Genomic DNA, 13,985 nt, shown 5'->3' with positions numbered 1-13,985 from the left:
ACGCGACCCGCAAAGGTCGTCGCTACGGGACTGTCCTGGTCGACGTCGAAAGCCGGCGTCCACTGGATCTGCTGCCGATCGGGAGGCATCCAGCCTCGCAGCTTGGCTCGCGAAACGGCCCGAGGTGGAGGTGGTCTGCCGCGATCGGGCACCGTTCGTCGCCGAAGGTGCCACGGCCGGGGCACCGCAGGCGGTCCAGGTCGCGGACAGGTGGCATCTTTGGCACAGCGGATCGGTGTCGCCCTGCCTGCCCGTGGCGCGGTGTGGACTGCGGCGACGGAGATGCTGGACGGCCGTCCCGTTGCCCTCATCGCCGACCCGTCTGCGCTGGTGCAATCGTGGGACCTGGCCGACGGTCGTCCCCTGCCGGGTCTCGCTGGTGGGGCGTGGGCTGCGGCGACAGGCGTGGTGAACGGTCGGCCCGTGGTCCTCATAGGCAGGGAAAACGTTCCCAGGCTGCTGATGTGGGACCCGGCCACGGGCGAGGTTGTGGGCGATCTCGTGAGCGACCCACCGGCAGGGCGCATCGGCGTCGTGGTGGCGGTGGCAGTGGCAGTGGCGGTGGTGGACGGCCACACCAAGGCCGTCACTCTGCACGACGACAGCACCGTCGGGGCATGGAATTTGACTGAGCGTCTGTATCAGGGCCAGGTCGCACCCCCGACCGGGGGCAACAGGCAGCGGGTGTCGCTGACCGCCGCCGTCGTCGGCGGCCGCTTGGTCGCCGTCACCGGCAACTGGAACGAGCAGGTTCAGGTGTGGGACGTGGCCGCGTGCATGGAAGTGACGGGGCGTGCGCCACTGACCGGCCATACCGGTCCGGTGTGGGCCCTCGCCACGGCCGTGATCGACCGCCGTCCCCTCGTCGTCACCGGCGGTGATGACCGGACGGTACGGGTGTGGGACATGGCCGCCCACCGTCAGGTGGGCTCGGATCTGGTGTTCCCCTCGGAGGTGACCGCCGTGACCATGGCGTCCGACGGGCGGCTGGTGGTGGGGTTCGGGAGCGACATAGCGGTCCTGGCACCGCACCCGCATGCCTGGGCAGGTGCTTCCGACTCCCCAGGGGCGGCGAACTGGTGCTGAACACCTTTTACGTCGACGCCGCCGATGAGGGAGACTCCGGGGTGGTCATCAGGCCGCCAGCTCCTTTCGTTCCACGAGCTGGCCGCGTTCGAAGCGTGCTCCCGTGCGGACCAGTGGCACCAGGTGGGCCGCGGTGATCGCACGCCAGCGGTCCTGGGCGGACTCGACGAGCTTGAACACCATGGCGAGTGCGGCAGCCGGGCTGCCGGCGCCGCGGGTGACCTTGGTGCGGAGCCTGACCGTGGAGAACGTCGACTCGATCGGGTTCGTGGTCCGCAGGTGGATCCAGTGCTCGGCCGGGAAGTCGTAGAACGCCAGCGGTTCCTCCCGGTCGTCGGTGATCTTCGCGACGGCCTTGGGCCACTTGGTACCGTAGGTCTTCGCGAACGCCTCGATCGCCTTCTCGGCGTGCGCGCCGTCCTCCGCGTTGCAGATCTCCCGCATCGCCTCCGTCTCACCCGATTGCGCGGACTTCGCGAGGGCGTTCACCAGCGGCGAATCGTCTCGTAGGAGACGACGATCCCGCGCTCGAGCATCAGCTCCTCGACCTCGCGCAACGACAGCGGGAAGCGGTGATACATCCACACACAGTGGGAGATGGCCTCGACCGGGTACCGGTGCCTCTTACACGACGGCGACACGGCCCGCACGGACAGCCCTCTCCAGCACGATCTACCAGAAGATCATTCCACCGGTCAGCCAACGTGACAGTGCCCTGGTGGCTGTTCTCCGCCCGGTTGTTCAGGTACTTCGACTGCCGGTGATCGACGGAGGGCATGACCTCGCGGTGAGCGGCGCCGTAGGAGCGGAGCTTGTCCGTGACGATCACCCGCGGCACCGCGCCTGCCGTCTTGAGGAGGCGGCGGAAGAACCGCTTCGCCGCGGTCTTGTCCTGCCGGTTCTGCACCAGGATGTCCAGCACCATGCCGTCCTGGTCTACAGCCCGCCAGAGGTACTCTGCTCGCCGTTGATCTTGATGAAGACCTCGTCCAGGTGCCACTTGTCACCAGGCCGGGGCTGGCGGCGGCGCAGCGCATTGGCGTAGGTCTGCCCGAACTTCATGCACCAGCGGCGGATGGTCTCTGATCTTGCCGCTCTGGGCGTGAAGACAGCACTGCCTGGTGGGACGCGGATGGTTAGCCGTTGATGCCTCTGTCAGCCAGGAGGTCCCTGATGCGTGCGTCAACCTGATGGCGGTCGTAGCCCCGCCCCACGATCCGGAACGGCGGCGGGCCGACAGGCGAGTCGGCTTCAGACAGGGTCTTGAGATAGCGATCGACCTGATGGCGGTCATAGCCACGCCGCACCAGATCGAAGCCACGGAACTCAGACGATGTCGACACTTCGTGCCCCACTCCAACCCGGTAGGAAGACGGGTGCAGCCACCGTTGATCATCGGTGTGTGAAGACTGAAGATCATGCGGTGGCTGCGGGACACAGCGTAGACCCTGCCCGGTGGCAGGAGGCATTCGAGGGCCTGATGGGCCGGATCGCAGGCCGCGTCCGGGTTGAACCCCGGCGTCGGATATAGCGGTTGGTGCTTGGACTGCTTTCGGACCTGCCCCGAAAGAACTGCTGGACCATCGCTGAGTGGGCCGGGGAGGCGACCCCGGACGGGATGCAGCACCTGCTGAACCGGGCCAAGTGGCACGCCGACGTCGTCCGCGATGACCTGTGCAGCTATGTGGTCGAGCACTTGCACGACGAGCAGGCGATGCTCGTGGTCGATGAAACCGGCGACGTGAGGAAGGGCACCTGCACCGTCGGCGTCCAACGTCAGTACACCGGTGCCGCGGGCAGGATCGAGAACTCCCAAGTCCCCGTTTACTTGGTTTACGCAGCAGCGGAGTGACCAGCTGGACCGAGGCCGTTGTCGCGCTCCGCACGCGGCTGCGCAGGTCCTCCGGCACCGTCTCATACGTCACGGTGGCCATGATGGGGTTGAGTACACCGAAGGCGAGGCCCTCTACCGCCATGATCACGGCCAGCGGGGTGAAGGTGTCGGTGAAGGCGGCCACCACGAAGCGCGGCAGGCCCCCGACGAGAAAAGCGATCGTGAACACGGGCCACCGCCGAAAGCGGCTCCCGACCGCCCCGTAGACCAGCGCCCCCGTGAGTGCGCAGATGCCGAATGCCGCGTTCAGTAGACCGAGATCGACGGCACCATCAAGCTCCTCACGGGCATGCACGGGCATGCACGGGCAGGAGCACGGCGCTCCACCCCTGGTCGAGGCCCCTGGTGACCAGTGTCATCAGGCACAGGCCCAACAGCAGCGGCGCGGCTGCCACGAAGCAATATCCTTCCGCGAGTTCACGACCGTAGGCACGCAGCGACATCGGCTCGGCCCGTCGTTGAGCCTGTGCCTCTGGCAGGCCGCGCATCCCGAACGCGAACAGTGGCGCGGCCAGGGCGAAGGTCGCGGCATCCACCAGCAAAACGTTCTCGGCTCCGAGTACGGCGATCAGCACACCTCCGAGAGCGGATGCCGTCAGCGCCGCGCCGCGTGCCGCACCGTCGTACAGCCCCGCAGCCCGGGTCAGCGGCATTCCGGCGCGTTCGGCGAGCGTGGGCAACAGCACGCCGCGAGCGGTTTCACCCGGCGCACGGAACAGCCCTGTCAGCGCCATCAGCACGCACAGCATCCAGAACTGCAGGATGCCAGCGAACTGCAGCAGCGGGATCGCCGCAACGGCGACCCCGCAGGCGAGATCCGAGGCGACACTCACCCGCCGTCGCCCCATCCGGTCGATGACCGGACCGGTGACGAGTGCAGCAAGCACGGCGGGCAGCAGTGTGCAGAACGCGACGATCCCGGCCTTGGCGGCGCTGCCTGTGCTCTGCAGCACGAACCACGGCACGCCCATGTAGGTGAGGCAATTCCCTGCGATCGAAACGAGGTTGGCAGCAAGAACCATTGCCAGAGGACGGCGATCAACCGTCCCGAAGTCTTCGGACACTACGGTGGTCTCCCATCCCAAAAGGGGAAGCGCCCACCGTGAACGAAGCAGGTCAGCCGGTGGGCGAAGCGAAGTGGTCAGCGTCTGGCGCGCACAGCGAGGCGCACCGCGATGTGGTGTTCACAAGCAGCGCCTCCAACACTTCGCCGGGATGACCACCCGGCACCTCCACGCATTGTCCCCTCGGGCACCGGCCCTCCGCAACGGCGATCCGTTCATTCGGGAGTGCCACTGCCGGCGTTCGACCCTGGTCGTCATCTGTTCGGGGAAGGGACGGCTGGGATGCCGAGGGTGACGGGGTCGAAGTGCTCCTCGAACTCCGCCCACTCCTCGGAAGTGACGTCGCTGTACTCGTCCTCAGGACGCAGGGCCCGGCGGTGGTTCAGGAACTCCTGGTAGTGCTTGACGATGTCCTCGGCGAAGACCGCGACATACCCCTGAGTGGTCTGGAGATTCACGTGGCCGAGCAGGGCGGCGCCGATGTGGATCGGCAGGCCGCCGTTGACGATGTCGGTGCTGTCGGCGGGCTGGATCAGCGGCTGGATGACCTGGGCGTGCACCCACACGGTGGACATTGGCGGTGAGTCGGCCAGACTCGATGGCGACGGCTACCGGCCGCTGCGGTTACCCGACCAGGGCTGACCTCTGGCTGCGCGGCTTACGAGGCGAACACCTCCGGAAGGAAGCTACCGATGGCTGATCACGACCTCGTTCTCGTCACCGGCGCCGGCGCCATGGGCCGCCTCGTCACCGAGCGGCTGCGCGCGCAGAACGTGCCGGTCCGCGTCCTGGTTCGCCGAGAGGACGACCGCGCGGCCGAGGTGCGGGCATTGGGCGCCGAGATCGTCACCGGGGATCTGACCCGGCCCGAGACCGTGGCGGCTGCGCTCGAGGGCGTCCGCCGGGCGTACTTCGGGCTCAGTGTGTCCCCGGACCACCTGCTGGCGGCGACCATCATGGCCACGGTCGCGAAGGCGCACGGTGAACTCGACGTGCTGGTGGACATGTCGCAGATGACGGTGTCGCAGATGACCGCCACCAGCACCGCGGAATCCCACCAGCAACGGCTGCACTGGCTGGCGGAGCAGGTGCTGGACTGGTCGGGTCTGCCCGTGGTGCATGTGCGCCCGACGACGTTCCTCGACAATCCGTTGTTCACCGTCCTCGCGGCGCGGTCGATCCGCGAGAACGGCACGCTGGCGCTGCCGTTCGGGACCGGACGCACCTCGCCAGTCGCGGCCGACGACGTCGCCCAGGTGGTCGCGACCATCCTGCGCGATCCCGGGGAGCACGCCGGGAAGGTGTACGAGCTGACCGGACCGCGGGCGCTCGACATGACCGAAGTAGCCCAGGAGTTCTCCCAGGCACTCGGCCGGACGGTGACCTATCTGGACGTCCCCCTGCAATGGTGGCGCACAGAGGTACTGGCGAACGCGGGCCTGCCACAGCACACCGAGCAGCACATCGCGACCATGGCGCAGCTGCACCGAGCGAACCGTTACGACAGGGCGACCATCGACGTCGAGCGCATCACCGGGAAGCGGCCCCTGACCGTCGAGGAGTTCGTCGCCGTCCGCAAGGACTTCTACCTCGGCTGACTGCCGCAGCAATCCCAGGAGGAGTGCTCGGGCCGATAGTCGCCGCCCGCGGCCTGCCCCTGGCCCTCATCGCACCGGCCACATTCGTCGCGACGTTCACCACCTCTGTCGCCGGTGCGGCCGTGTACACCGCACTCGCGCTGGTGAGCCCCGGGCCCGTCGCCATGGACTGGTGACTCGGCCTGGCCTCGGCGGCCTCATCGGCGGCTACCTCGGCGCCCGGCTCCAGCCTCACCTGCTCGAGACGGCACTCCGACTCCTGCTCGGCACTCTCGCCCTCGGAGCCCTCTACGCAGCCCAGACTCTGACCTGACACGACACCGCCCGGGGCAGTGCCACGTAGCGGCTGGGATGCCGACATCGGCGAACGGGCCACGGACACGGAGCAGTTCATGCGGACAACGGACAAGATCGAACCCTGTCCATAACTTCATCTCGTACCGCCAGCCCGCCCCGACCGGCAGGGTCGGGACGAGCTCGGCGAGCGCGACATCGACGGGAAAGTCCACAGCCTCAGGCTCCGGCCGCCGTGGCGCGCGTGCACGCGGAGCTGCCTTTACCGAAGCAGCGGTATCACCGCTTTTACGGCCAGTGTGAGCGGCGTGTCCTGGGCGGCCAGCGCGGTGCCATAGGCGATCGCGACGTGCTCGACGACCTTCATCGCGGCGCACAGGACGCAGGCCTGGGGCTCGGTGAGCTCGTCGATGGCGTCGATCGCGAGAGAGGGTGAGGGCGATCACCGTGAGGACGACGAACGCCGCGAGCAGCGCGAGGTGCTCGAACAGGTGGGGCATCACTGCCTTTCAGGGCCAGGCGACGGTCGCCGGCCTCACCCCTTCCGCCGAGAACCAGGCCGCCCTACAGGTTCGAAATCGGAAGTGAGACGCACGTCACATGCGCGTGTCCCGGTCCGCTGAATCAAGGCCATCCCGCTCCTTGCGTGTGACTGAGCGCTTCAGTTGGCCCCCGAGCGCTTGAGTTGGCCCGGCTGAGCACCGCGATCGGTCCCTCGAGGTTCGCTCGCAGCCTGTGGGTCCTGGGGTTGCGTGTCCGCAGCGGATGGAGGTGAGCCCGACTCTGCGGCCTCTGTCACTGTCTGGCCGGCTTGGGTGCGTGCATACAAGACCTGCCTGCCTGCGCGGTGGGCGCTGACGAGCCCGGCGTTCCGCAGGGCGGTGAGGTGCTGGGAGGTGCCGCCGGGGGTCAGGCCGGTGCGGCGGGCGAGTTCGGTGGTGGATGCGGGGGCGGTCAGCTCGGTCAGGACCATCGCGCGGGAGCGGCCCAGCACCCCCGCCAGAGCGTTGGGGACGGTCGCGGGCCGGGTGTGCCAGAGCGTGCCGACGGCGCGGGGTGGATAGCGCAGCGAGGGCTGCCACGGTTCGTTGAGCACGGAGAAGACGCGCGGCCAGACGAAGGCGGAGGGCACCAGCAGCAGGCCCTGGCCGTCGAGCTGACGCGCTCCGCGCACGGTGCGGTGTTCCAGGTGCAGGGTGCCTTGAGCCCAGTTGACCTGCGGGTCGAGGTCGGTGAACAGGTGCTGCGCGCCGCCGGCGACCAGGCGGCCGGCGCGGTAGCGGATGTCGCCCTCCAGCAGGGTGAGGATGCGCGACCAGTACGGGGCCAGCGCCAGCTCCCAGTACGCCTCGATCGCATCTGCCAGCCGCGCGAGCTCGGCGGCCGGATTGCCGCGCAGCGCCGCCATCCGCGCTTCCGGCACCTCGGCCGTGGTGTGCAGGAGCGCCGGCGGCATGGCCCGCACCGTGGCCAGCTCGATCTCCAGCGACGGCAGCGGCGTCGTGGGCGGCGGGCAGATGAACCCCGGGATGCGGCCGGCCCAAGGCGAGCGCACGGGCATCGGGACGAGGTCGAACAGCGGGCTCAGGTCGAGGCCGGTCGCCGCCAGCCGCGGGCGTACCTGGTCTGCCCAGGTGCGGTGCAGGCCGTGTGCGTCCGCGCCCTTGAGCACCCGGACGCTTGCCACCACCTCCCACAGCGGGGAGATCGCGAAGCGGGTGCGGGCCACGTCTTCCATGGCGAATTCGATCTCGATCATTTAGCTCAGCGTAAATCTCTATGGAGAGCCGCGCAGGGTCCCGCACCGTACGCCGCATGACCGAAGCCCCAGATTCCCCGTGGCGGGTGGACGCCTTCCGCACGCTCTTTGCCGCAAGCGCCCTCAGCCACCTCGGCAGCAATGTCGGCTATGTGGCAATACCGCTGCTCGCCGTCACCACGCTCGACGCCGGCCCCGGCCAGGCCGGTGCGCTGGCTGCGCTGTCCACCGCCGCCTTCCTGCTCATCGGGCTGCCCGCGGGCGCGTGGGTGGACCGCCTGCCCGGGCGCCGCCTGCTGGTGGCCGCCGACGCCGCTCGCGCGGTGTTGCTCGCCTCGATTCCGCTCACCTGGTGGCTGGGCGTGCTCTCGCTGCCGCAGCTGTACGCAGTGGTGCTGCTGACCGGCTGTGCCACCGTGTTCTTCGACGTCGGCTCGCAGAGCGTCCTGCCCGAACTGGTCGGCCGCGAGCGCTTGGTGCCGGCGAACGCCGCCATCGTCAGCCTGATGGCCGGCGCCAACATCGCCGGCCGCGGCGCTGGCGGCTTCATGGTCCAACTCCTCACGGCACCCCTGGCGATTCTCGGCGGTGCCCTCGCCTACCTGGCCTCCGCCTGCGGCCTCACCGGTATCGCCCGCCACCACGCTCGCACGGAGCCCTCAACCGCCAGGCGACGGCTACGGACCGAGATCACGGAAGGGCTTCGCCACGTCTTCGGCACCCGCGAGCTGCGGCCCCTGGCGCTCACCGCGACCCTCACCAATCTCGGCGCACAGATGATCAACGCCATGCTGCCGGTGCTGTTCGCCCGCGAACTGAACCTGCCCGCCGGAGCACTCGGCCTGTACTGGGCAGCCGGCGGCCTGGGTATCCTGCTCGGTGCCCGCCTCGCCCGCCCCCTCGCCGCCCGCCTCGGCCACGGCCGCACCCTGGCCCTGGCCGGCCTGTGGTTCGCACCCGCCGCACTGGCCGTTGCACTGGTCGACACCGGTCCGTGGCTGTGGGTGGCCGGCGCCGGGTGGCTGGCCGCCATGACCAAGACGGGCATCGACAACGTCCTCGGCGTCACCTTGCGCCAGCACCTGACTCCAGACCCGCTGCTCGGCCGCATGAACGCCACCTTCCGCTTCCTGCTCACCGGCGCCCTGGCCATCGGCTCCGCCCTCGGTGGCCTCATCGGTGAGGCCGCGAACGTACGCATCGTCGTATGGGCAGGCGCGGTGTGCCTGGCCGGCGCCTTCCTCCCGGTCTTCTACTCCCCCATCCGTGCACTCCGAGAGCTGCCGGCAACTCCGGCGCCGCCCCACCGGGCATCAGCGACGTCCGCCACCGAAGCGTGAACCCGGCGACGCCCGCGCACCCATCTCGTGGGCCAACCGCCATGCTCAACCGGGCCAAGAAAATCGGTCGGCGCCGGGCAGGCGGCCCTGGTCCTGGTGGCATCCCAGGGTGCGGGCGTTGCGGGCCGGATCTGCCTGGCGGCCTGGAGCGACCGGAGCAGGTCCGGGCGCTATGCCATCGTGCTGGTCTGCATGGTCGCCGTGATCGTCGGGCTGGCCGTGCTGATGACACCGGCCGGGAGGGCACCAGTCGTCGCTTCCGGCGTCTTCGTCTGGCTCGGTTTCTTCGGCTTCGGCTGGTACGGCCCGTGGGTCGCCTACGTCACCGAAGCGGCCCCACCAGGCAAGACCGGCTTCGCCCTGGGTCTGGCCATGTCCGTCAACCAGATCGCCATCGTCACGGTTCCGCCCGTGCTCGGCCTGCTGGTCGACCTCACCAGCAGCTTCACCCCGGCCTGGGCACTGCTGTCCCTGCTGACCGTCGTCGCCCTGGCCGTCACGGCCGAGGCAGAACTCCGCACCCGCCGAAGCGTCTCGGACCATTGACCCTTCACTTCACGCTCAGCCCCGAGGCGCTGGACGACTTCTTCGCCTGCTTCGAGGTCCCGGCTCCCGGCTCCCAGCTCCCAGCTCCCGACGAGGACGCCCTTGCCGCACACCCGAGTGACATCGAAACTCACCGACATTCAGAAGTGCACAGACCCTCTACTGACATCCGAACCCATCGACAAACGACACTCGTTGAGAGCCACACAGCCACCAGGACGATGGCTCCCTGCTTCTTCATGGGGCTGTATCCGCCGGGAAGCCCGCCGTCCCACAGGGTGGTCAGGCCGCCGGACTGCGCGTTGCCGCCCTTCAGGGCGAACCTCGACGTCCCGTTGTTCTTCAGCATCGCGGTGACGAACTTGCCGGGAAAGGCCCGCTGGTTGGCGTTCCAGGACTGGCTGCCGCCGGAGAACAGGCCCCACTCGAGATCCGCCTGCACCCAGGGACCACCGCCGGCGCAGCCGCCGAACCAGCACTGGGTACCGAAGTTGATCGCGTCCATCGCCCCGGCGGCGTCGGCCTTCCGGCTCGTCTCGCTGTTGCCGTAGTCGAAGCAGCAGCCGTTGTTCACGTGGGTGCCACTGGTGACCATGTACGCACCTTCGGGCGCGGCACCGGTCGGCACGCCCGTCAGATGACCGTCCCGCCAGTAGCTGTTGCCGGGATTGATGTACAGCGAGTACGCCTTGGTGCCCCCGGCGGTCAGCGACTCCGAGGTCGCCTTCGCGGGGCTGCTCTGACTCGATCCCGGGACCTGGGCCGATCCCTGGTACCACAGGTCGTTGCCGCGCCCGGACTGGTCGCGTACGACCGTGATCACGCAGGAGGTGCCCGCGCAGAACGAGTCCTGTGCCGCCGCGTCGGCGAAGCCGCCGGGCGCCAGCACGGCGATGTCCCTGGTGGCGTTGTCCGAGGAACGCCTGACCTGGTACAAGGCGCCACGGTACGAACCGTAGAGCGCCCGCACCGTGCTGTGCGCGGCCACGCACGGCGTACCGCCCGCGGAGTAGATGTCGCAGGGGCACGACCCGCCGGGCGAAGGCGGAGTTGTCGGGGGGGCTCCACTTCCGGTTGCTCCGGCCGTTGCACGTCCACAGGATGATCGCAGTGCCGTTGGCCGTGCCCGCCCCGTTGACGTCCAGGCACAAGCCGGACCGGGTTCCGGTGACGGACCCGTCGGAGTTCTGCCGCCACACCTGGGTCGCCCGCCCGTCGCACGACCGGATGACCGCCTGGGCTCCCGGAGCCGTCCGGTCGTCGTAGGCGTCCACGCACCGGGTGCCGCCCATCGCCCTCAACTCACCCGCCGACGTGAACTCGAACGCCTGATTGACCTGGCCGTTGCAGTCCCAGATGTCCAAAGCCGTTCCCGGCGTGTCGACGTTGCCCTTGACATCCAGACACCGCCCCGACGCCGAACTCACCAGGGTAAGTGTCGTCCAAGGGCTGCGGGGCTCCGGGCCAAAACGGATGAAGGCTGCATTCTGTTCCTTGAGTATGGGTGGGAAAGGGACAGAGAGTGCCGGGCCTACCCGAAGAGACCAGGACATCCGAGAGCCCCACAGGAGACCCTCAGACATCCCATGTCAATAGTGATTCCATACGCCTCCCGCCCTGTCAATGGACACGCAGCTACCCGACCGAAGCGCGATCCATCCCATGTTTTGCCCTGGTAAGGCCGCTGTGGCGGCGTAGCGAAACCCGCGTCCGTCAGTTCGGGATGATGCCGTCGGTGGAGTCCCGGACCTGGACGGGTGCTGGCTCGCATCTGGCTCCGTCCGAACCTCCCGCACCCCAGAGGCGGCGGACCGATGGATCTGGCTGGTACGTCGCCCACACCCAACTCCGCCTCGCCCGGCCCCTGGCCGCGCACTTCCGCCGCCTGGGCGCCGGGGGTCCAGCAACCCCCGCCCGAGCGTGATCCCGGCGCAAGCCGGCTCGGGCGGCGGTGACTTTGTGCCGGGTGTGTCATACGGCCCTGATGTTGTCCACGTACACGACGCCCTTGGTCACCGTGCCGCTTCCACGGCCGAGGTACAGACTGAACGCCGTCACCTTGGCCAGACGAGCCGCGTCGAGCAGGGCTCCGGTGTGTTCGGTTTCCCAGGGAGCTGGCCGGAACTCGCTGAAGGGTGTGCTGATCTCCTGCCCGTTCGTGTCGGCCAGCGGAAACCGGTACTGGAACGGGACTCCGCCAGCGACGATCTCGACAGCCCCGCCGTTCTCGGAACCGTCGCCCCGCAGCCACAGCGCCAGGGACGTGAAAGCGGACCAGTCCGCGACGACCGATTTGCCTATGCCGGTGTAATCGGAGCCGGTGAGGTCGTACGCGTAGGCCAGTCCGTAGGAGCCCGAGGACTTGTGGTCGGGCGACAGGGTGATGGTGTTGGAGTTGATATGGGTGTACGCCTCGCTCAGGGCGGTGTCATCTCCGGCGTAGCCCTCGAAGTCGTCGACCCAACCGGCAGGCAGCGGTGCGACCTCGCCGAGGAGGACCACGGCCGAGTCTGTGAGCGTCTCGCCGTGCACTCGCGCGCTCACGGTGAGGGTCACCGAGCGGTTGCTCCGCAAAGCCGGGTCGATCGACCAGTCGCCCGAGTGGAAACCGTCGGCGTCGAGGCGCAGCGGTCTGGCGCGTCCACCGTTCACGGAGTAGGTGACCCGGCTCGCTCTCGCGGGCGTGACACGCACCCGGACGGCGGCCTTGGAGGCCGTCACGCGCTGTCGGTCCGGGGGAGTCACCAGATGCGCGAACGGGGCGTTCCTGACAGCGGTGGTGCAGGCGGAGAACACCCCCCGCAGATCGGCGGCGAACAGCGTGTGGGGATCCTGGTGGAATCTGACGAAGTCCGGCAGCAGGACGTGGCCCGGGTACGGCACATAAGCGCGCTTGGTGCCTCCGAAGTTGGCCCAGGTGAGCATGTACGTCACCTGACGGGCCAGCGGGTCCGCCTTGACGGCTCGCAACAGCCGGGTGAACCACTGCGGGTCGCGGACCTCGGTACCGCCCTCCCCGAACTCGCTGAAGGCCGGCACCTTGCCTCGCTCGTTCGCCAGCCGGACCACCATCGCCAGGTCCCCCACCAGACCGTCCAGCCAGGCGGTCGGTCCGACGGCTTCGTCGTAGGAGTCGTAGCCGAGGATGTCGACGAAACGGTCGCCCGGGTAGGTCTTCAGGTAGCCGGCCGGGTCGCCTGCGAAACTCGAGTTGGGCGAGTAGGCGTAAAGCAGGTTGTGGACGCCCCTGGTGTCACGCAGGTACTCGACGGTGTAGCGGAACAGCTCGATGAACTCGCCTGAGGTGGTGTGGCCCGCGCCCCACCAGAACCAGCCTCCGTTGTTCTCGTGGAAGGGGCGGAAGATGACCGGGATCGCGGTGCCGTCCGGCCGCCGCGCGCCCTTGACCGCTTTCGCGATGCGGTCGAGGAAGGCGTTGAAGTCCGCGTGCTTCGCCCCTCCGGGAAGGATGTGGCTGACCACTCGGCCCGTTGTGTCGTAGAAGTTCTTGCCAGTGACGAAGTTCGGCATGTGGGCGGTGAGGGTGTTGATCCCGCCGCGTGCGTCCCCCTGCCGGATGCACCGGCTGAGTGCGGCAATGTTCCCGGCTTCGGTTCCGTCCTGGTCGCCGGGGCGTTCGTCGCCGTCGAGGATGAGGGTGTCCCAGCCGAAGACCGCTGGGTAGTCGCCCACCGCCGCCCTGGTGTCGGACGCCTTGCCGTCGGGAGTGGTGAAGGTGAAGCCGTAGGTGAGGTCGTGCTGGTGACCGAACAGGATGCCTTTGCCCTGCTGCCGCCTCAGGTACGCGAACAGCGCGCGGGTGGCGGGTGTCGCCCTGTCGTCGACGATCCGGACCGGCGTCGGCGCGTCGGTGGGTGCCGAGGGGGAGGTCACCGCGGCGGCCACCGGTGTTCGGATGCCGGCCGCCACGGCGACCGTGCCACCGAGGAGGATGAAGGTGCGGCGCTTCAGGGGAGAGTTGGGCATGTACGTCTCCTTGACGTGGCGATCTCTCGCAGGGGGTGACCCACTGGGGTCGGGTGCACCGCATCGGGGGCGTCGTGAGCCGGGAGCCCTCCGGCGGCGGCGCCACGCGGCACCGGGTATGGCGACGGTCGCCATTGGCTTCTCCGGTGGGAGTGTCCGAGAAGAGGGGCGAGCCCTCCGCGGTACGGCTGGGCGGCCCAGGCGTTCAGACCGTCGCTGACCACGTTCCATACTCCGACCGCCAGGCCGTCGTGTCGTTCTTCGTGCGATCCGGCTCAGGTATCCCCTTGTGCAGCGGGCCGGGCGCGCCCCCCGTAACGGCTGTCGGTCTCGCCGCCGAACTCAACCAGAATCGTCAAGATTTCTCTGTTGGTCACTTGTGGGGGGTCCTTCCCGTGACGCGGTCGGCTGCGGAAA

General features: G+C 68.7%; 10 protein-coding genes and 6 pseudogenes. 7 read left to right on the top strand and 9 right to left on the bottom strand.

The window, feature by feature from the left end; translation table 11 throughout:
- Positions 1–219: 219 nt before the first annotated feature.
- Entirely contained in the window at positions 220–1,086 is an 867-nt protein-coding gene (locus ACGFNV_RS35830; RefSeq protein ID WP_393628376.1) for a WD40 repeat domain-containing protein, read from the top strand.
- A gap of 48 nt (positions 1,087–1,134) precedes the next feature.
- On the opposite strand, the pseudogene ACGFNV_RS35825 reads toward ACGFNV_RS35830, so the two are convergent.
- From ACGFNV_RS35825 to ACGFNV_RS35810, 4 genes and pseudogenes are all read right to left on the bottom strand, one after another.
- Positions 1,135–1,569, bottom strand: a pseudogene (locus tag ACGFNV_RS35825) (transposase); the annotation flags it as partial.
- 5 nt (positions 1,570–1,574) lie between these two features.
- Positions 1,575–1,727 (bottom strand): annotated as a pseudogene (locus ACGFNV_RS35820) (IS6 family transposase); the annotation flags it as partial.
- A 77-nt stretch (positions 1,728–1,804) separates the two neighbouring features.
- Positions 1,805–2,169: pseudogene (locus ACGFNV_RS35815) on the bottom strand (IS6 family transposase); the annotation flags it as partial.
- A gap of 53 nt (positions 2,170–2,222) precedes the next feature.
- Entirely contained in the window at positions 2,223–2,441 is a 219-nt protein-coding gene (locus ACGFNV_RS35810; RefSeq protein ID WP_393628588.1) for a hypothetical protein, read from the bottom strand.
- A gap of 179 nt (positions 2,442–2,620) precedes the next feature.
- Here ACGFNV_RS35810 and ACGFNV_RS35805 point away from each other — a divergent pair.
- Positions 2,621–2,926, top strand: a pseudogene (locus tag ACGFNV_RS35805) (transposase); the annotation flags it as partial.
- Position 2,927: 1 nt separating this feature from the next.
- On the opposite strand, the pseudogene ACGFNV_RS35800 reads toward ACGFNV_RS35805, so the two are convergent.
- Together ACGFNV_RS35800 and ACGFNV_RS35795 are read right to left on the bottom strand one after the other, a co-directional pair.
- Positions 2,928–4,002, bottom strand: a pseudogene (locus tag ACGFNV_RS35800) (MFS transporter); the annotation flags it as partial.
- Between the two features lie 296 nt (positions 4,003–4,298).
- Positions 4,299–4,619, bottom strand: coding sequence for a hypothetical protein (locus ACGFNV_RS35795; protein ID WP_393628374.1), 321 nt, complete (start codon positions 4,617–4,619; stop codon positions 4,299–4,301).
- Positions 4,620–4,736: 117 nt separating this feature from the next.
- On the opposite strand from ACGFNV_RS35795, the gene ACGFNV_RS35790 reads away from it, so the two are divergent.
- Genes ACGFNV_RS35790 through ACGFNV_RS35780 form a run of 3 tightly spaced genes read left to right on the top strand, consistent with a single transcriptional unit; the run spans position 4,737 to position 5,955 of the window.
- The gene (locus ACGFNV_RS35790) at positions 4,737–5,642 is read left to right on the top strand and encodes an NmrA family NAD(P)-binding protein (protein ID WP_393628372.1); all 906 of its coding nucleotides are present in this window, start codon (positions 4,737–4,739) and stop codon (positions 5,640–5,642) included.
- A gap of 23 nt (positions 5,643–5,665) precedes the next feature.
- The gene (locus tag ACGFNV_RS35785) at positions 5,666–5,818 is read left to right on the top strand and encodes a hypothetical protein (protein ID WP_393628370.1); all 153 of its coding nucleotides are present in this window, start codon (positions 5,666–5,668) and stop codon (positions 5,816–5,818) included.
- On the top strand, positions 5,815–5,955 hold the full coding sequence (locus ACGFNV_RS35780) for a hypothetical protein (RefSeq protein WP_393628368.1): 141 nt from the start codon (positions 5,815–5,817) through the stop codon (positions 5,953–5,955). Before ACGFNV_RS35785 ends, ACGFNV_RS35780 begins: the two co-directional genes overlap by 4 nt.
- A gap of 642 nt (positions 5,956–6,597) precedes the next feature.
- Here ACGFNV_RS35780 and ACGFNV_RS35775 read toward each other — a convergent pair.
- Positions 6,598–7,695 carry a DUF5937 family protein gene (locus ACGFNV_RS35775; protein WP_393628366.1) on the bottom strand — a complete coding sequence of 366 codons (1,098 nt, stop codon included), beginning with the start codon at positions 7,693–7,695 and terminating at the stop codon, positions 6,598–6,600.
- A 56-nt stretch (positions 7,696–7,751) separates the two neighbouring features.
- Between ACGFNV_RS35775 and ACGFNV_RS35770 the strand changes: the two genes are divergently transcribed.
- Together ACGFNV_RS35770 and ACGFNV_RS35765 are read left to right on the top strand one after the other, a co-directional pair.
- Positions 7,752–9,035 (top strand): MFS transporter, encoded by a 1,284-nt coding sequence (locus ACGFNV_RS35770; RefSeq protein ID WP_393628364.1) that lies wholly within the window; start codon positions 7,752–7,754, stop codon positions 9,033–9,035.
- Positions 9,036–9,062: 27 nt separating this feature from the next.
- Positions 9,063–9,581 carry an MFS transporter gene (locus tag ACGFNV_RS35765; RefSeq protein WP_393628362.1) on the top strand — a complete coding sequence of 173 codons (519 nt, stop codon included), beginning with the start codon at positions 9,063–9,065 and terminating at the stop codon, positions 9,579–9,581.
- A 214-nt stretch (positions 9,582–9,795) separates the two neighbouring features.
- On the opposite strand, the pseudogene ACGFNV_RS35760 reads toward ACGFNV_RS35765, so the two are convergent.
- Both ACGFNV_RS35760 and ACGFNV_RS35755 read right to left on the bottom strand, forming a co-directional pair.
- Positions 9,796–11,056 (bottom strand): annotated as a pseudogene (locus tag ACGFNV_RS35760) (arabinofuranosidase catalytic domain-containing protein); the annotation flags it as partial.
- Positions 11,057–11,552: 496 nt separating this feature from the next.
- On the bottom strand, positions 11,553–13,568 hold the full coding sequence (locus ACGFNV_RS35755) for a glycosyl hydrolase (protein WP_393628360.1): 2,016 nt from the start codon (positions 13,566–13,568) through the stop codon (positions 11,553–11,555).
- Between the last annotated feature and the right edge of the window lie 417 nt (positions 13,569–13,985).

This window comes from Streptomyces sp. NPDC048751 (genome assembly GCF_043198595.1).
In the GTDB taxonomy this organism is placed as follows: domain Bacteria; phylum Actinomycetota; class Actinomycetes; order Streptomycetales; family Streptomycetaceae; genus Streptomyces.
The sequence above is the reverse complement of the archived record's forward strand: the minus strand, read 5'-3'. Positions and strand labels throughout refer to the sequence as shown.

Excerpts from the sequence above, each read along its gene's own strand:
- ACGFNV_RS35795 (WP_393628374.1), bottom strand. The coding sequence starts at position 4,619 with ATGTCCACCGTGTGGGTGCACGCCCAGGTCATCCAGCCGCTGATCCAG.
- ACGFNV_RS35770 (WP_393628364.1), top strand. The coding sequence starts at position 7,752 with ATGACCGAAGCCCCAGATTCCCCGTGGCGGGTGGACGCCTTCCGCACG.
- ACGFNV_RS35790 (WP_393628372.1), top strand. The coding sequence starts at position 4,737 with ATGGCTGATCACGACCTCGTTCTCGTCACCGGCGCCGGCGCCATGGGC.
- ACGFNV_RS35775 (WP_393628366.1), bottom strand. The coding sequence starts at position 7,695 with ATGATCGAGATCGAATTCGCCATGGAAGACGTGGCCCGCACCCGCTTC.
- ACGFNV_RS35755 (WP_393628360.1), bottom strand. The coding sequence starts at position 13,568 with ATGCCCAACTCTCCCCTGAAGCGCCGCACCTTCATCCTCCTCGGTGGC.